Origin of the sequence: Xylophilus sp. Leaf220 (assembly GCF_001421705.1) — a bacterium.
GTDB lineage: Bacteria > Pseudomonadota > Gammaproteobacteria > Burkholderiales > Burkholderiaceae_C > Xylophilus.
Map to the genome: position 1 here is coordinate 62979 of NZ_LMKO01000027.1, position 16556 is coordinate 79534.

Here is a 16556-nt window from a genome sequence, read left to right on the forward strand (position 1 = left end):
GTGATCGTCGTCCCCCCCAAGAAACTGCTGGCACTCGCCGTGCTGTGCACCATGCCGGCCGTGCATGCGCAAGAGAGCGTGTTGCACGGCCTGGGCTGGATCACCGAACGGCCCGGCACCGAGGTCGATGCCCGCTCGCAGGTGCGGTCGGTCGGAAACCAGTCGCGCGCGGCGGTCAGCGCCAGCGGCGGCAAGGTCAGCGCCGGTCCTGGCGGACTGGCGGGTTCGGTCGACCTGGTGTCGACGGCGCAGGCCAACGTCATCGGGCTCAGCGCGCTCACCGTGCGCAACACGCAGATCGACGTGCTGCAGAACCAGGTGTCGGGCTTCATCGCCGCGGTGGGCGGCGCGGCGACGGCCAACACCGTACTTCTTTCGGGCGGCGCCGCACGGCGCCCGCTCACCGATTCCCGGGTGCAGCTCTCCGGCAACCGGGCCAGCGACGTGCAGGCCATCGGGTTCAAGGGGCAGGTGATGGTGGGGGCCGGCTCGCTGCAACTGCCGGGTCGCGCCAGCGCCAACAGCGTGCTGATGAACGAAAGCGACACGGTGCGCACGCAGGTGACCGGGGTCGGCAACGTGGCCCACGGCATCACCGCAGTGGGCGGATCGGCACTGGCCAATGCACTCACCACCAGCAAGAGCACGCTGGAGGACACGCGCATCAGCCAGAGCGGCAACCAGGCGCGCGACATCCGCGCCGGTGGCGGATCGGCCGGCGTGGGCTGGGGGGCGGTGCTCGATGCGCAGCTCAACGGGGTCGCCGCGGCCAATGCGGTGGCATTGGCCGGCAGCCGGGTGCGGGGCGCCCAGATCGACCAGAGCCGCAACACTGCGCAGGGCAGTCTGTCGGTCGGTGGCAGCGCGCTGGCGAACAGCGTGAGCCTGTCGGACTACCAGGGAACCGATCTTCGCGCCTACCGGGCGCAGCAGAGCGGCAATACCGCGAAGGCGGTCGACGCGTGGGGGGGCGAGGCGACGGTGCTCAAGGGTGCCATCGCATCGGTCGACAACGCGGCGATGGCGCTCGCCAATTCCATCTCGGTGAACCGTGGCGATCTGCAGGGCAGCACGCGGCACATGCTGTCGGGCAACCAGGCCGACACGGTCCAGGCCGCAGGCGGCGGCGCGTCGGCCAACAGCATCTGGCTGGACGACTCGACCGCCCGCAACAGCCAGGTCACCCTGACCGGCAACACCGCCCGCAACATCGACACCGCCGGTGGCCGCGCCACGATCGGCGGTGGATACGTGGGCAGCTTCGAGCGGCAGGGCCGCGCAGTGGCCAACAGCCTGGTGCTCGACCGCCAGTCGTCGTTGCAGGACACGCCGGTGACTCTGTCGGGCAACGAGACGGCCGGCGTCCGCGGAACCGGCGGGCTGGCGGCGGCGGCGAGCGTGCTGGCCAGCAACGGCAGGATCGGCGACGGCAGCATCGCGATCACCGGCAACCGTACCGACGGTGTCGCCGCGCGGGGATTCGACAACAGTGTCGGCGGCGGACTTCTCTACAGCGCCAAGCAGCAGGCGGTCGCGCTGGCGAACGGGCTCGGCGTCTTCGACTCGACCGCCGATGCGCGCTCCCTGGTCTTTTCGGGCAATACCGCGCGGGCGTTGTCCGCCCAGGGCGGCAAGGTCAATGCCAACAGCGTGAGCCTGGAGCAGGGCGACGGCGACGGAGCCGCGCCTTCGCGCCTGTCGGCCAACGTCACGGTGACGGGCAACACAGCGACCCAGCTGTCGACCGGCGCCAGCTCGACCACCGGGTTTGGCAAGGCGTTCAGCTCGGAGAGCGTCGCCCGCGCCGCGGCCAATGCGGTGGTGCTCAGCCACGGCGCCACGGTGGATGCGGGCTCGCCGGTGTCCCTGGCCGGCAACGATGCCCGCAACGTCGGCGCGATCGGCGGCACCGCGCTGGTCAATGCGCTGGCGGCCTACCGCAGCGCATCGGTGAGCCGCAGTCCGCTCGCCCTCTCCGGCAACCGCGCGTCGGAGGTCTCCACCGGGGGCATCTACAACCAGGTCGGCGGGATCGGCAGCGCGCGCAACGGCGTGCTGGCGGCCAATGCGGTCTACTTGGAAGGGCCCGGCGGCGTGCGCATGGACGGCACGCCGGTGCAACTGTCGGGCAACACCGCCACCACCCTGCGGGCCGACGGCGGCCGGGTGAACGCGAATGCGCTGGCCATCAACGGCGACGGGGCCCTGACGGCATCGCAGGTCACGCTGACCGGCAACGAAGCGCGCAACGTCACCAGCCAGGGCGACGAACGCACGGTGCTCGGCCATGCGATCGACAAGGGCGTGGGCACCGCCAGCGCGAACACGGTGCAGGTGCTTGGCACGCTCCGGGCGAGCAGCCTCCAGTTGCTGGCGAACGTGGCCTCCCGCGTGTCCGCCGACAAGGGCCTCGCGGCGGCCAACAGCGTCGTGGCCGACCAGGCGGGCCAGGTGGACGGTCTGCAGGCCAGCATCGTCGGCAACGTGGCCAACGATGTCCGGGCCCGCGACGGGCGCATGGCACTGGCCAACACGGTGCTGAACGCAGGCCGGTTCTCGGGCGCGCGTGTCGGCATCACCGGCAACACCGGGTCGGCGCAGACGGGCAGCGCCGACGCGCTGGCCAACAGCCTGCGCAATGGCGAGGGCGCGAGCCTCTCCGGAGGCTCGGCGACGCTGGCAGGCAACAACGGCGCGGCCCAGGGCGGCGGCATGGTCAACAGCATTGACAACGCCGGCTCGCTCTCCGGCGCCGGCGTGACCGTGGTGGGCAACCGCGGCACGGTCGGTGGCAGCGGCAAGGCCAACAGCCTGCACAACCGCGGCCGCCTGACGGGCAGCACGGTGCAATTGGCCGGCAACAACGGAAACGCGGCCGGCCAGGGCGTGGTCAACAGTGTCGACAACCAGGGCCAGCTGAGCGGATCCAACATTACCATCCTGGGCAACCAGGGGAGCGCGCAGGGCAACGGCATCGCCAATGCGCTGGTCAACACCGGCAGCGTGGCCGGCAGCCAGATCACCATCCTCGGCAACCGTGGGAATGCGAGCGGCGGCGCGGTCAACAGCGTGCGCAACGAGGGCGCGGTGTCGGGCAGCCAGATCGTGCTGATGGGCAACCAGGGCAGCGCCAGCGGCGGCATGGTCAACAGCGTCTCCAACAAGGGCACGATGACCGGCGGGCAGATCGCCATCGTCGGCAACCGCGGCACGTCGTCCGGCGGCGGCACCGTCAACAGCGTGGACAACCGCGGCATCTTGACCGGCCAGGTGATGATCGCCGGCAACCAGGGCACGGCGGTCGGCGGCGGCACCGTCAATTCGCTGGTCAACCGGGGGCTGATGACCGGCAACGTGGTGATCGCGGGCAACCGGGGCACGGCCATGGCCGGCGGTACCTCCAATTCGGTGATCAACCACGGGGTGCTGACCGGCACCGTCGCCATCGTCGGCAACGCCACGGCCGCCGGTGCGGGGATGACGTCGGGCAGCGTGCGCAACATGGGTGCGCTGGTCGGTGCGGCCGCGGTGACGGCCAACGTCCCGATGGTTGCCAACCCCGGCTACACGGTACCGATGCCGTCCACCGGCGTTGTGAATCATTCTGTAACCATTGTGCCCGGGTTCAACATGACCAATATGTAATGCGGGGCGACGCGGCCGACCGGCCGTCTTCCGCATGGCAGGCCGCACGGCCGACACCCTTAGAGGAGGATCAGATGCAGTCCAACACAGCTTTCCATCCGCACGGTTTCGTCCGCTGCGCCACCCTGTCGGCAGCGGTCGTGCTGGCCCTGGCATCGGGCGCGAGCCACGCCCAACTGGTGAACTACGGCGAGCAGTTGTCCACCTACAAGGACAACCAGACCAGCGGCGTTCGGTTGATCGATGCCACCACGCCGAGCGTGGCGGCGCGGGCGCGGGTGGCGCGTGCCCTGTCCCAGAACACGGTGGTCGACCAGTCGGCGCTGGTGCAGCCGGACGGCACGCTGAAGCTGCCCGAAGACCAGAAGAACGTGGTGATCCGGACCACCTACAACGATGTCACCCGCGCTGCCGACGGCACGCTGCGGGTCGCCAGTCCCACGATCCAGGGCAACGTCAACGGCAACGTGACCCTGTTCGTGGACGGCAAGGGCGTCCAGAACATCACCGTGCTGAACAACGGCCGATAAGGAACGCGGGCGAGGGGCCCGGCGCTGCTGCTGCCGCAGCGTGGCGCGTTGCCGTGCGGCAGCGTGTCCTGCAAGTCATCCAGAACAACTCTCTACAAACAGAATGACCACGTCTCTGCAATTTCTCTCCCGCACCGCGGCCGCATGCTGCATCGCCGCCGCGCTGGCGGGCTGCGCCAATACCCAGAACGCGCTGAGCGATGCCAACAAGCTGCTGGCCGAGCGCGAGGCCGACAAGCCGTTGCCGAGCGCCAACCTCAGCCAGTACGCGCCCGCCCTGGCCCGCCTGGGACGGATGCTCGACATCTACAAGGACGGCGATCCGGTCATCTACATGCAGACCCGCAACATCCTCGATGCGACCAACCTGTCGCATCCGCTGGTGGGCGCCGAAATTCCGGGCGACATCACCGAGATGGTCCGTACCGCGGTCAACCGCATCGGCGCGCGGGTGGTCTATGTGCCGTACCACCCCGACTACCTGGTGTCGCAGGCCCAGTTGGGTGCCAAGTTCGGCGTGACGATGCCCGACTTCCTGATCACCGGCGCCCTGACCGAGTTCGACCGCGCGCTGTCGGGCGCCGGCCGCTCCAACAACGCCAGCATCGAGTTCGGCAGCGGTCGCGGCAACACCGCACTCGGCTTCGATAACAAGCGCACGGCCATCTTCTCGGCCCTGGCGCTCGACCTGAACCTGGTGAGCTTCAACACCCAGCAGATGGTGCCCCGCATCCAGGCGTCCAACGTCGTGAAGGTGCTGAACTTCAGCTCCGAGGACAACGCCAGCCTGGGCTTCTACGGCGATGCTTTCGGCTTCAAGCTCGAAGGCAAGTACCTGCAGGGCCGGCATTCCGCGATCCGCACCCTGGTCGACCTGAGCGTGCTCGAGATCGTCGGCAAGGCGACCAACACGCCGTACTGGCGCTGCATCCCCAACGGCACACCCGACCCGGTCGTGGTCGACAACATGCGGGCGTCGTTCGAATCGCTGGCGCCCGAGATGAAGATCGGCCTGGTGCAGGTCATGCTGCGCAAGTACGGCCAGCCGGTGGTCGTCACCCAGCAGTTCGACGAGCCCACCAAGAACGCGGTGCGCGCGGTCTACGGCAGCCGGTTCCCGCAGGTGGGCGACCAGGTCGACGTGCTCACCTGGGCCGGTTTCGAGCCGCTCTTCTTCAACGTGCCGATGGCCTGGGACGCCGAGATGGTGCAGGCTGCCGCTGCGCAGGCCGCGCGCGATGCCGCCCCGCCGCCGCCGAAGCCGATGGCCCCGGTGACCGCCCAGCCCGGAGGCGCAGCATGAAGCGGGTTCTACCGGCGCACCGCCTCGTGGCCCGCCAGGCACGCGGCTGGGCCGTGGCGGCATCCGTCGCCGTTGCGTGCGCCGCGCAGGCCCAGACGGCGGGCGTCGGCATTCCGGGCGGCAGCGGCGCGGCGGCGACCGGTGCGCCGGCAGCCTCCACCGTGGCGCAGCCCGCCTCCAGCGGCGCGCGCTACATCGAGTCGTGCCAGCAGTCGATCGACCGTGGCGTCGGCGGCCTGGGCTGCCAGGGGCCGCTCTACACCAACGAGATCTCGCGTTTGAAGGAAGAAGCGCTGCGCACCAACAACGCATCGCTGCTCACCCTGCTGGGCGATGCCTACCAGAGCAACCGGTCCTCGGTGTCCGACATCGGCCAGGCCTACCGCTGGTACCTGTTGGGCGCGGTGCGGGGCGATCCGCGCGCGATGGAGCGGCTGACGGCGCTCTACAAGGACGGCCGCGGCGTGCAGCAGGACAAGATCAAGGCGCTGGGCTATGCCCGCCTGACCGAGCGGCTGGCGATTCCGGGCTCCAGTTCCGCCCAGGGCGCGGCCGAGACCATCCGCAGCCTCGGCAGCGAGATGGCCGACGAGGAGATGGTGCTGGCCGACCGTTTCGCCAGCGAGTTCGACGCGATGGTACGCAGCCGTGCCGGCACCGCGGCACAGGGCGGTGGCGGCGCGGCCGCCACCGGGGTGCCCGGCGTGGGCGCCGCGCAGCCGCCCGAGGCCGCCGCGGCCCCGGTACCGCCGTCGACCACGGTGATCACCGTTCCGCGCGGCGGCGGCGCGGCCCGCTGAGCGTGCCGCGCGTCTTCGATCTTTCCCTTTCCATGGAGGATTCTTGCTCATGCGATCACGCCAGAAGCTCTCGATATCCCTGCCGGCCCTTTTGTGGACCCTGGTCACCTGCGGCATCGCCATCGCCCAGCCGGGCGCCGTAGTGGTGGACCGGCCCGGCAGCGGCACCAACCGCATCGAGGTCACCGGCAACCAGGCGTCCGGCGTGGCGGTACGCTGCGCCGACGGCAGGGTGGCCGCCACGCCTCCGGCCAACGTCAACAGCGTGAACATCGACGGCCAGGCCCTGCGGGGCAAGACGGTGGTCGTCACCGGCCGCAACAGCCAGGACGTGCGGGTGGCCGGCAGCGGCTGCGACGGAACGCCGGCCGGCGCGGTTCCCCCGCCCGCCAACGTCAACAGCGTGAACATCCGCTGATCCTCGCCATCCCTTGGCGCAGCTCCGGCCCGGCGCCCGGCCCGCAGTCGCCGGTGCGCGTGTCCCGACCGTTTCGAAGGAAATCCACCATGTCCCTCCCGTCCCCCCCTAATTCCTTTTCGCGCAGGCAGGTTCGGCTGCTGGTGCTTCCCGGCCTCGCAGCATTCGCATTCGGCCTGGCAGGGTGCTCCGATAAAGCGCCTACGCCGGTCGCAGCGCCCGCTGCCGTGCCCGCAGTTCCTGCGCCGGCTCCCGTTGCGGTCGCCCCGGCGGCGCCGGTGGCAGCGCTACCGGCAGCCGCTCCCGGTGCGGCAGCCGCTCCGCGCCAGGTGGCCTTGCAGGTGCAGGGCACCGCCGGCCCGGGCTTGTCGGTGCGTGTCAAGAGCGTGGAGATGGGCGACGACGCCACTCAGGTGGCCGTCAGCGCGTCCTATTCGAGCCGGATCTCGTCGTACACCAAGCTGGCGTCGATGGACACCTTCCTGGAGGACGAGGCCGGCAACCGCTTCATGCTGAAGCGTCCGGCCGACAACCCCGATCTGAAGATCGTCAGCGGCGACACGATGGAGGGCACCCTCGTCTTCCTGGGCGCGATCGCGCCCGGCACCAAGCAGGTCACGCTGGTGTTCAACCAGGGCATGCTGCCCGACAACTCGATCGGCCCGGGCCTGACGATGAAGCTTCCGCTGGTGGCCGGCGGCACCGCATCGTGATCCACCGCGCGGTTCGGCCGTGCGGCCTGCTGCTGGCGGCTCTGGCAGTGGCCGGCCCGGTTTTCGCGGTCGACGGATACACCGTGCGCCGGGTCCAGGGCAGCCTGAAGGATGCCGACACCCGCTTCGCCCGGGTGGCGGCGCCCGACACCGTTTTGCGCAGTGCGGCGGCGGACACCACGCTGCAATCGCGACCCGCTGCGTCGAGCTTCGGCACGGTGCAAGCCCCGCCGACCACCTTTCGCATCTTCCGCGAAGCCGAGGTACCGAAGGACCGTCTGCAGGTGACCCGCGAAGTGCTGGTGGCGCTGCAGGCACGCGAAACCCCGCAGCAGGCTATCGTGGTCGACCTGCCGGCCGACGTGCTCTTCGATTTCGACAAGGCCACGCTGCGGCCGGACGCGGCCGATGCGCTGGCCAAGGCCGCCGAACTGCTGCGCAGCTATCCCGGCGCGCCGGTCCGCATCAACGGCCATACCGATGCCAAGGGCACCGACGACTACAACGACGCGCTGTCGTTCAAGCGCGCGCAGACCGTTGCAGCGGCGCTGCAGCAGGGCCAGGGCCGCAGCTTTCCGACCGAGGGCTTCGGAAAGCGCAGGCCGGTGGCACCCAACACCACCGTGGACGGCCGGGACGATCCGGCCGGCCGCCAGCGGAACCGCCGGGTCGAGATCGTCATCGAGCCGATGGCCGCTGCTGCGGGCACCGCCCGCTGAACCTGTGAAGGAAAGGAACGACCATGGCCCTGATCCACTGTCCCGAATGCAAGCGCGAGGTCTCCACCCGCGCGGTGGCCTGCCCCGCCTGCGGCTGCCCGATCGCCGAAGGCCGCGACGGATCTGCGGCGCATGCGGCGAAGCCGGTCGTGGACGCCGGCCTGCTCGGCAAGCTGGCGGCCGTGCTGGGTGCCTGGGTGGTTGCGCCCCATGTGGAGCGCACTATCGGCATCGTCGCGTTCTGCCTGATGGCCGCCTTCGTCGGCTATTTCCTGTTCTCGGGCGGACGCTGACCGGTACCGCCCATGCAAAAGGCCGGCAGAGCCGGCCTTGCATGCGGTGGGTGTGCTGCCTTATCGGGCGGCGGCGGCGAAGCGGCGGTTGACCTCATTCCAGTTCACCACCTGCCACCAGGCCGTCAGGTAGTCGGCGCGGCGGTTGTTGTACTTGAGGTAGTAGGCATGCTCCCAGACGTCGTTGCCCAGCAGCGGCGTGCCCCGGGTCTCGGCCACGTCCATCAGCGGGTTGTCCTGGTTGGGGGTGGAGGTGACGGCCAGCTTGCCGTCCTTCATCACCAGCCACACCCAGCCCGATCCGAAGCGGCCGGCGCCGGCGCGGTTGAATTCCTGCTGGAACTGCGCGAGCGAGCCGAAATCGGTCGCGATGCGGGCAGCCAGCGCCGGCGATGGCGATCCGCCCTGGCCGACCGGCGCCATGCTGGCCCAGAAGAAGGTGTGGTTCCAGACGCCGCCGGCGTTGTTGCGCACCAGCGCCGGATAGCGGGAGACGTTGGCCAGCACCTGCTCGATGGACGAGCGGGCCAACTCGGGGTTGGTGGCCGCGGCACCGTTGAGGGCATCGAAGTACGCCTTGTGGTGGCGGCCGTAATGGATCTCCATCGTCGCGCGGTCGATCACCGGCTCCAACGCGTCGGCCGCGTAGGGCAGCGGTGCCTGACGGAAGACCTGGGCGGCCGCAGGGCCGGGCGGTGGTGGGGGTGGCGCTGGGGCCGCCATCGGCGCCTGGGCCATCGGCGCGGCGGTGGTCGGGGCGACGGGCGTTGTCTGGGCGCAGGCGGTCAGCAGCGCGGCGGCAGCGGCGAGGGCGGCGATCTTGTACATGGATGCGGTTCCTTCGAAAGGGAAAAAAGGTCGTGTGCAGGCACCCTCGGGTGCCCGGCCACGCCGACCATTGTGGAGACGACATCCCCACCGTCATCCGGCCGATGTCCGCTGCGTGTGTCGGCCGATACGCCGGGTGCGGCTTTTGCGGATCAGGATCTGGCCGAAACCGCCGTCGGCGGTGCCGGCACGGCGGGGCCCGCCGCCGCCGTGGCCGAGGCCCCGCGGCACGAGGCCAGTGCGTCGAGCCCGGCCCGGTAGGAGGGCGTCTGGACGTCGAGCGTGCCCAGCACCGTGTGGTAGAGGTTGTCGTGCGTCAGCGGCCGGTCTCGGCCTGCGGTCACGCACTGGCGGCTGAGCAGGGCGCGCCGCGCCAGGCCGTCGTCCATCCACAGCACCATCGGCACGTGCTTCTGCTCGTCGGGCGCCAGAGCGTAGGGCATGCCGTGCAGGAACAGGCCGTACTCGCCGAGCGATTCGCCGTGGTCGGACACGTACAGCATGCCGGTGGCGTGCCGGGCGGACTGTCCGTGCAGCCAGTCGATGGTGCGGGCCAGGAATCTGTCGGTCTCGACGATCGAGTTGTCGTAGACGTTCAGCAGCGCCTGGCGGTCGCAGTCGGCCAGCGCATGGGTGTTGCATTCGGGCAGGAAGCGTTTGCTGGCGGCGGACGACCGGCGGTAGTAGGCAGGGCCGTGGCTGCCCAGCTGGTGCATCACCAGCACCACGCCCTTGGCGCGCCGTTCCGCGGGCAGGGCGGCGATGCGCTCGTCCAGGCCCGCCAGCATCACCTCGTCGAGGCATTCGCCGTCGCGGCACAGCGCGGCCGCGGCCTGCGCGGCAGGCGCGAACGTGTCGCGGGTGAGGGCGTGGGGCACCCGCTGGCAGACGCCCTTGCAGTCGTTCTGGTTGTCGACCCACAGCACCGCCAGGCCGGCGGCCTGCAGCACGTCGAGCAGGTTCTCGTGCTCGGCCTTGCGGCCTTCGTAGCCGACCTTGCCGAGCGACGAGAACATGCACGGCACCGAGGCCAGCGTGTTGGTGCCACAGGACCTCACCCCGGTGAAGCTCGTGACGCCGCGGCGGGCCAGCTCCGGCGTGGTGTCGCGCGGGTAGCCGTTCAGCGCGAAATGGTCGGCGCGGGCCGTCTCGCCCACCACCACCACGAAGAGCGGCGGCTTGGGCGTGGAGGTGGCGACGGCCGAGTAGCTCGGGCCGAGCGCGGCGCCGGCGGTGATCGAGACCAGCTGCGTCTTGCGCTGGCGCAGCGGCTTGGTGACGGTGGAGACGGTCGAGCTCACCGCCGAGAACGGGTTGAGCATGAAGCGCAGCTCCATGTTGTTGCGCACCAGCGGCGCCAGCTCGCGGTACATGCCCACCAGTGCACCTGCGGTGGTGCCCACCGCCAGGGCCAGCACCAGGCCGTTGCGCCATGCCTGGCCCCAGGCGCCCACCGGCGCCAACCGCACCTGCCGCAACCAGAGCGCCGGCGGGCCTGCCACCAGCAGCACCTGGCCCGCCAGGCCCCAGCCCAGCAGGTCGAGCGTTTCGTGGGTGTTGGTCTGCAGCGCGTTGGCGACCATGCTCGAATCCACCACGATGCCGTAGGCCAGCATGTAGTGCTGCACCACGCCGGCCAGCACCAGCAGGAACAACGCCGCCGGCTTCAGGACCTTCGGCCAGGCGAAGAGCAGCAACAGCGCGAAGGTGATGCCCACGCCCACCACCGCCAGGCCCGCCATCAGCCGTGCAGGCTCCGGCCCCATCTCGCCCCGCGCGGCCAAAGTGCCCAACAGGCGCCAGGTCGCCAGGTTGCCGACGCCGACGATCCAGGCCGCCAGCAGCAGCGCGATCGTGCGCGGCGACCGGGGCCGCTCCAGCAGCGCGGCGGCACGCTGCAGCCAGCGGTCCGCACCGGCGGCGCGGGCCGGCGCGGCGTCGGAGGGGCGCAGCGCAGGCTGCGACAGGAAGGAGGAGGCTGAGAGTTCCGTCATGCCACCGAAGGTAGGCCGCAGGACTGAGCCCTACCTGAACCATCCGCTCAGGCTTCGTTCAGCTTCGGGCGGCGCGGCCACTACACTGGCCCGCACCTGCCGCCGTCGTCCGGATACGCGGCGCTTCTCTCTTTCCAACACCGCCCCCCGGGCCCCTGCCATGCGCATCCTGCTCGTCGAAGACGACGTCGCGCTCTCCGAAGCGGTCTGCGGCTACCTGCGCGCCAAGTCCTTCGTCGTCGATCCGGTCGACGGCCTGCGGTCGGCGCGGGCCGCGCTGGCCGGTGCGCGTTATGCCGCGGTGCTGCTCGACCTGCACCTGGGCGACGGCGACGGCCTCTCGCTGCTGCCGCTGCTGCGCTCGCTGGCCGACCGGCCGGTGGTGATCGCGCTCACCGCGCGCGACCAGGTGAGCGACCGGATCCGCGGCCTGGACGCCGGGGCCGACGACTACCTGGTCAAGCCCTACGACCCGGGCGAGCTGCTGGCGCGGCTGCGCGCGATCGAACGCCGCCGCGGCAACGACGCGCCGGTGCTGCACCTGGGCACGCTCGAGATCGACCTGGCGCGCGACATGGTGCGCAAGGCCGGCGCGCCGGTGGTGCTCACCTCGAAGGAATGGGCGCTGCTGCGGGTCATGGCCTCCCGCCCCGACCGGATCCACACCCGCGAGACGCTGCAGGACGCGCTCTACGGCTTCGACAGCGAGACCGACAGCAACACGCTGGAAGTCTTCGTGAGCCGGCTGCGCCGCAAGCTGGGCCGCGAATACATCCAGACCCTGCGCGGCTTGGGCTACCGGCTGGCCTACGCACCGGAGGACGCGGCATGAGATGCGCTGCGCGATCGCCATGCCGATGACCACGACTTTCGGGCCGGCCGCGCTGCCGGTGGCCGGCATCCGACCGGCCGCCACCCTGGCCCAGCGCCTCACCCGCATGCTGATGCTCTGGGTGGCGGCGGTCTGGATCGTCTGCGTGGCGGGCGTGGTGGTGTTCATCCATTACCAGATCAACCACAACTTCGACAACGAGCTGGAGGAGAGCGGGCAGCGGATGCTCGACATCGTCACCCACAACCTCGACGTCGCCGGCCGGCCGGCCGACGGCGCGCCGCCGCTGGTGGCGCCGCCGCCGCTCGCCGGCACCGAAGACCTGGTCTACCGGCTGGTCGACAGCCAGGGCCGCCCGCTGCTGGTATCGGAGCCGGCCCTGCGGGCTCGCTTCTTCGGCAGCGCGCCGCTGCAGCAGGGCTTCTACAACCGCGACGGCTGGCGCATCTTCACCGCGGTGCATCCGCAGCGGCCCCTGCTGCTGCAGCTGGCCGATCCCCGGCCCGATCGGCGCCGCGCGGTGCGGCGGGTGCTGCTGGGGCTGGCGGTGCCGATGCTGGCGGTGCTGGCGATTCTGCCGCTGCTGCTGGGGGCGGTGGCGCGGCGCGAACTGCGGGTGTTGCAGCGGCTCGAAGGCGAGATCGCCGTGCGCGGCGGCGACGACCTGCGGCCCCTGCCGCTGGCCGGCATGCCGCGGGAGCTGTTCTCGGTCGGCGAGCGGGTCAACCTGTTGCTGGAGCGGCTCAAGCAGTCGCTCGACGTGGAGCGGGCCCTGGCGGCCAATGCAGCGCACGAGCTGCGCACCCCCCTGGCCGCGGTGCGGTTGCGGCTGCAGACCGCGCTCGATGCCGAAGGCGGCGTATCGCCCCGCGACGTGCAGGCGGCGATGACCGCGCTCGACGTGCTGCGCCACCGCACCGAGAAGCTGCTGCAGCTGTCGCGGGCCGAGTCGGCCGCCGGCCTGGTGCAGGCGCCGGTGGACCTGGTGCAGCTGGCCGCCACAATGGCGCAGGAGTTCTGGCTGACGCCCGCCCTGCAGGAACGGCTGGTGCTGCGGGTGCCCGACGGGCCGGTGCCCGCCGCGCAGGGCGACGTCGACGGACTGGCGATCGCGCTGCGCAACCTGGTCGAGAACGCGCTGCGCTACGGAGAAGGCCGCGGCGTCGAGATCGACGTGCAGGCGCCCTGCGTGCTGGTGGTGCGCGACCACGGTCCCGGCGTGCCGCCCGAACGCCTGCAGGCCCTGCGCAGCCGCCATGTGCGCGACACCGATTCGCGCGCCGGTTACGGCCTGGGCCTGTCGATCGTCTCCACCATCGTCGAGCGACACCGGGGCCGGCTGGAGCTGGTGTCCCCGCTGCCCGACGGCCAGCCGGGGCTGGAGGCGCGAATCCACCTGCTCCCCGTCATCTGATGGGCCCGCCCGACCCACGATCCGGCGGTGCAGGTCCGGCCCCGGTGCCGCATGCCGCCGCCGCGCACAAGGCACGCCGGGGCATGGCGCGGCTCTGGCATGCCGCGGGCTACTCGGTGCAGGGCCTGCGCGCCGCCTGGGGCGAAAAGGCGTTCCGGCTGGAGGCGATCCTGGCGTGCGGGATGCTGCCGGCATCCGTCTGGCTCGGGCGAGGCTGGGTGGAGGTGGCGGTACTTGCCGGCAGCGTCGTCGCGGTGCTGGTGGTGGAACTGCTCAATTCGGCGGTCGAGGCGGTCGTCGACCGCATCGGGCCGGAGTGGCACGCGCTGTCGAAAAAGGCCAAGGACCTGGGCAGCGCCGCGGTACTGCTCAGCACGCTGTTCTGCGGCGCGGTCTGGTGCGCCGCCCTCATCGCCCGCTGGCAAGCGGTGGCCGGCGCTGGGTGATTTCTTCGATCGAAAAAGGCCTGTAGCCGGCGTGGTAGGCCGACAAGTAGCTATAAAATTCGTAGCCTGGGTCAGGATGCGGCACACGCCGCCGCCCTCAGCCCAGGCGCGCCAGGATCTCGGTGATGGCGTCCGGGTCCACCGGTTTGGTCAGGTGGTGGTCGAAGCCCGCTTCCATGGCGCGCTTGCGGTCGTCGGCGCCGCCCCAGCCGGTCAGGGCGACCAAGACCAGGGGCGCGCCCTCGATCGGCGATTCGCGCAGCTGCCGTGCGACTTCGTAGCCGTTGAGGCCCGGCATGCCGATGTCGAGGAACGCGATCTCGGGACGGTAGCTGCGCACCAGCTCCAGTGCGGCAAGGCCGTCGTTGGCGATGCGCACCTCGTGGCCGTCGAGTTCCAGCAGCGCGGCGAGCGTCTCGGCGCCGTCCTCGTTGTCGTCGGCCAGCGCCACCCGGCGGCCGGCGGCCTGCGGCACTTCGGGTGGCGCAGGCGGCAGGGGCGCCAGTTCGGGTTCGAGTCGCACCGCGTTCGGGATGCGGAGCACGAACTCGCTGCCCAGCCCCGGCCCGGCGCTGGCGGCCGAGACGCTGCCACCGTGCAGCTCGACCAAACCCTTGACCAGCGCCAGGCCGATGCCCAGGCCGCCCTCGGACCGGTCTAGCGCGGATTCGACCTGCGAGAACATCGCGAAGACCCGCTGCAGCGCCGCAGGCGTGAGGCCGATGCCGTTGTCGCGTACCCGCAGTTCCAGCTGCGATCCGTCGAGCCGCGCCATCAGCAGGATGTTGCCGCCCGGGTCGGTGTACTTGGCGGCATTGGTCAGCAGGTTGGAGAGCGCCTGCGCCATCCGCAGCGGATCGGCCAGCACCCGCACCGGCACGTCGCCCAGGTCGAGCGCCAGGGCGTGGCGGCGTGCTTCCAGCAGCGGCCGCGCGGTCTCGACCGCCGAGTCCACGATGGTGTGGAGCCCGATCAGCTCCCGGCGCACTTCCAGGATGCCGCGGGTGATCCGCGACACGTCGAGCAGGTCGTCGAGCAGCAATGCCATGGTGCGCACCTGCCGCTCGATCACCTCGTGGCTCCAGCGCAGCTGCTGGATGGTGGCGGCCGGGTCGCTGGAGATGCGGGCGGCACTGCGGATCGGTGCCAGCGGGTTGCGCAATTCGTGGGCGAGCGTGGCCAGGAAATCGTCCTTGCGGCGGTCGGCCTCCTGGAGGGCCTGCTCCGCCTGCTTGCGGTCGGTGATGTCGACCAGCACGCCGAGCATGCGGGAACCGCGGCCGCTCGCATCGCGTTCGATCCGGGCACGGGCGATCAGCCAGCGGTGGCTGCCGCCGGGTTGCATCAGCCGGTATTCGGTATGCCAGTCGCTCCCGGTGGCGCAGGCGGCCCGGAACGAGGCGCGTACCTGGTCCTGGTCGTCGGGGTGCGCGCCCAGCACGAAGGATTCGAGCGGCGCGCCGGTCAGGGTTTCGTCGTTCGGCACGCCGAACAGCATCGCCATGTTGCGGTCGGGCACCAGCACGTCGCGGGCGATGTCGTAGTCCCATGTGGCGATGTTGGCGGCCTCCAGCGTGGCGGCCAGCCGTTCGCGCGTCTGCGCCAGCTGCTGGCCGGAGGTGGCGCGCTCCACCGCCGCCCAGGTGCGCTCGGCCACGTCGTGGGCCAGTTCGACCTCGTGCGGCAGCCAGTGGCGTGGCTCGGGGTGTGCCAGGAACAGGTAGGCCACCAGGGCCCCGTGCTTGACCAGCGGCACCATCACCAGGCTGTTGACCGCCAGGCGCCGGCATTCCTCGACGATGTCCGGAAGCAGCCTGTGCGTGGCCGCCGCCACGTCGGGCAGCACCACGTTGCGGCCCTGGAGCATCTCGTCGAACAGGAGCGGCAGCTGGCCGAGCGGGTTGCGGCGGCCTTCGAGCGGTACCAGCCGGCCGTCGTCGTGCGCCGAGGTGACGGCCGCATGCCGGCCTTGCGCATCGACCTCGGCATAGCCGATCTGCGCCACCTGCAACTGCTCGTTGAGCATGGCGGCCGACAGCGCCTTGATGGCCTCCGAATCGTCCAGCGCCCGCAGCCGGTCGCCCAGTTGCAGCTGGAACGCCAGCATCCGCTCGGTCAGGATGCGGGCGGTGGTTTCGGCGCAGGTGCAGAACATGCCGACCACGGTATCTGCGCCGCTGCCCGACGGGTCTGCGTCGTGCACCGGGATGTAGGTGAAAGAGAAGTGCGTTTCCTCGGCATAGCCGTGCCGGTCGAACATGGTGAAGCGGATGTCCTCCATGTGCACCACTTCGCCGGCATAGGTGCGGGCCATGATCGGCTCGACGTCCTGCAGGATGTCGGCCCAGATGCGCGCGAAAGGCTGGCCCAGCGCCCAGGGATGCTTGTCGCCGCAGATGGCGGCATAGCCGTCGTTGTACAGAACGATCTTCTCGGGACCCCAGGCCAGGAAGCGCGGCTCGGGGGCGGCAAGCATCAACTCGACCAGCGTACGGAGGACGGCGGGCCAGGTGTGGGGCGCTCCCAGGGGCGTGGCGGCCCAGTCGAATGCACGGATCAACGCACCGGTGGCACCGCCCCCGCGGAGAAAAGGTAACGCGGCGTCTGAGAGAGGGGGTGGA

Annotated in this window: 14 protein-coding genes; 11 read left to right on the plus strand and 3 right to left on the minus strand. The window is 70.8% G+C overall.

Annotated features, from left to right (window positions below):
• The 8 genes from ASE76_RS18830 to ASE76_RS18865 all read left to right on the plus strand — a co-directional run bounded on the left by ASE76_RS18830 (nt 1) and on the right by ASE76_RS18865 (nt 8421).
• Nucleotides 1-3645, plus strand: coding sequence for a hypothetical protein (locus ASE76_RS18830; RefSeq protein ID WP_236698530.1), 3645 nt, complete (start codon nt 1-3; stop codon nt 3643-3645).
• A 74-nt stretch (nt 3646-3719) separates the two neighbouring features.
• Nucleotides 3720-4175, plus strand: coding sequence for a hypothetical protein (locus ASE76_RS18835; RefSeq protein WP_055843192.1), 456 nt, complete (start codon nt 3720-3722; stop codon nt 4173-4175).
• Nucleotides 4176-4278: 103 nt separating this feature from the next.
• Nucleotides 4279-5478 carry a hypothetical protein gene (locus tag ASE76_RS18840; protein ID WP_236698531.1) on the plus strand — a complete coding sequence of 400 codons (1200 nt, stop codon included), beginning with the start codon at nt 4279-4281 and terminating at the stop codon, nt 5476-5478.
• The gene (locus tag ASE76_RS18845) at nt 5475-6278 is read left to right on the plus strand and encodes a sel1 repeat family protein (RefSeq protein ID WP_156362921.1); all 804 of its coding nucleotides are present in this window, start codon (nt 5475-5477) and stop codon (nt 6276-6278) included. The genes ASE76_RS18840 and ASE76_RS18845 overlap by 4 nt, the downstream gene beginning before the upstream one ends.
• Before the next feature lie 49 nt (nt 6279-6327).
• Nucleotides 6328-6696 (plus strand): hypothetical protein, encoded by a 369-nt coding sequence (locus ASE76_RS18850; protein ID WP_156362923.1) that lies wholly within the window; start codon nt 6328-6330, stop codon nt 6694-6696.
• Between the two features lie 227 nt (nt 6697-6923).
• Nucleotides 6924-7409 carry a hypothetical protein gene (locus ASE76_RS18855; protein ID WP_156362925.1) on the plus strand — a complete coding sequence of 162 codons (486 nt, stop codon included), beginning with the start codon at nt 6924-6926 and terminating at the stop codon, nt 7407-7409.
• On the plus strand, nt 7406-8128 hold the full coding sequence (locus ASE76_RS18860; RefSeq protein WP_055843202.1) for an OmpA family protein: 723 nt from the start codon (nt 7406-7408) through the stop codon (nt 8126-8128). The genes ASE76_RS18855 and ASE76_RS18860 overlap by 4 nt, the downstream gene beginning before the upstream one ends.
• A 23-nt stretch (nt 8129-8151) precedes the next feature.
• Nucleotides 8152-8421, plus strand: a complete 270-nt coding sequence (locus ASE76_RS18865; RefSeq protein ID WP_055843204.1) for a hypothetical protein — start codon at nt 8152-8154, stop codon at nt 8419-8421.
• A gap of 60 nt (nt 8422-8481) precedes the next feature.
• Here the strand turns inward: ASE76_RS18865 and ASE76_RS18870 are convergent, their stop codons facing one another.
• Together ASE76_RS18870 and ASE76_RS18875 are read right to left on the minus strand one after the other, a co-directional pair.
• Nucleotides 8482-9144: a superoxide dismutase gene (locus ASE76_RS18870; protein ID WP_201781890.1), complete on the minus strand. Its 663-nt coding sequence runs from the start codon at nt 9142-9144 to the stop codon at nt 8482-8484.
• Between the two features lie 257 nt (nt 9145-9401).
• A complete protein-coding gene (locus tag ASE76_RS18875; RefSeq protein WP_156362927.1) occupies nt 9402-11243 on the minus strand; it encodes a phosphoethanolamine transferase in 1842 nt (613 codons plus the stop codon).
• A gap of 160 nt (nt 11244-11403) precedes the next feature.
• Between ASE76_RS18875 and ASE76_RS18880 the strand changes: the two genes are divergently transcribed.
• The 3 genes from ASE76_RS18880 to ASE76_RS18890 all read left to right on the plus strand — a co-directional run bounded on the left by ASE76_RS18880 (nt 11404) and on the right by ASE76_RS18890 (nt 13935).
• Nucleotides 11404-12075 carry a response regulator transcription factor gene (locus ASE76_RS18880; protein ID WP_055843206.1) on the plus strand — a complete coding sequence of 224 codons (672 nt, stop codon included), beginning with the start codon at nt 11404-11406 and terminating at the stop codon, nt 12073-12075.
• A gap of 25 nt (nt 12076-12100) precedes the next feature.
• Nucleotides 12101-13489 (plus strand): ATP-binding protein, encoded by a 1389-nt coding sequence (locus ASE76_RS18885; protein WP_055843334.1) that lies wholly within the window; start codon nt 12101-12103, stop codon nt 13487-13489.
• Nucleotides 13490-13572: 83 nt separating this feature from the next.
• On the plus strand, nt 13573-13935 hold the full coding sequence (locus tag ASE76_RS18890) for a diacylglycerol kinase (RefSeq protein ID WP_236698534.1): 363 nt from the start codon (nt 13573-13575) through the stop codon (nt 13933-13935).
• Nucleotides 13936-14032: 97 nt separating this feature from the next.
• On the opposite strand, the gene ASE76_RS18895 is transcribed toward ASE76_RS18890, so the two are convergent.
• Nucleotides 14033-16495, minus strand: a complete 2463-nt coding sequence (locus ASE76_RS18895) for an ATP-binding protein (protein WP_055843207.1) — start codon at nt 16493-16495, stop codon at nt 14033-14035.
• Nucleotides 16496-16556: the final 61 nt, after the last annotated feature.

Bases quoted from the DNA above. Each gene is read 5' to 3' on its own strand.
- ASE76_RS18845 (WP_156362921.1), top strand. From the start codon at position 5,475: ATGAAGCGGGTTCTACCGGCGCACCGCCTCGTGGCCCGCCAGGCACGC.
- ASE76_RS18870 (WP_201781890.1), bottom strand. From the start codon at position 9,144: ATGGCGGCCCCAGCGCCACCCCCACCACCGCCCGGCCCTGCGGCCGCC.
- ASE76_RS18890 (WP_236698534.1), top strand. From the start codon at position 13,573: ATGGCGCGGCTCTGGCATGCCGCGGGCTACTCGGTGCAGGGCCTGCGC.
- ASE76_RS18835 (WP_055843192.1), top strand. From the start codon at position 3,720: ATGCAGTCCAACACAGCTTTCCATCCGCACGGTTTCGTCCGCTGCGCC.
- ASE76_RS18875 (WP_156362927.1), bottom strand. From the start codon at position 11,243: ATGACGGAACTCTCAGCCTCCTCCTTCCTGTCGCAGCCTGCGCTGCGC.
- ASE76_RS18885 (WP_055843334.1), top strand. From the start codon at position 12,101: ATGACCACGACTTTCGGGCCGGCCGCGCTGCCGGTGGCCGGCATCCGA.
- ASE76_RS18850 (WP_156362923.1), top strand. From the start codon at position 6,328: ATGCGATCACGCCAGAAGCTCTCGATATCCCTGCCGGCCCTTTTGTGG.
- ASE76_RS18865 (WP_055843204.1), top strand. From the start codon at position 8,152: ATGGCCCTGATCCACTGTCCCGAATGCAAGCGCGAGGTCTCCACCCGC.
- ASE76_RS18840 (WP_236698531.1), top strand. From the start codon at position 4,279: ATGACCACGTCTCTGCAATTTCTCTCCCGCACCGCGGCCGCATGCTGC.
- ASE76_RS18880 (WP_055843206.1), top strand. From the start codon at position 11,404: ATGCGCATCCTGCTCGTCGAAGACGACGTCGCGCTCTCCGAAGCGGTC.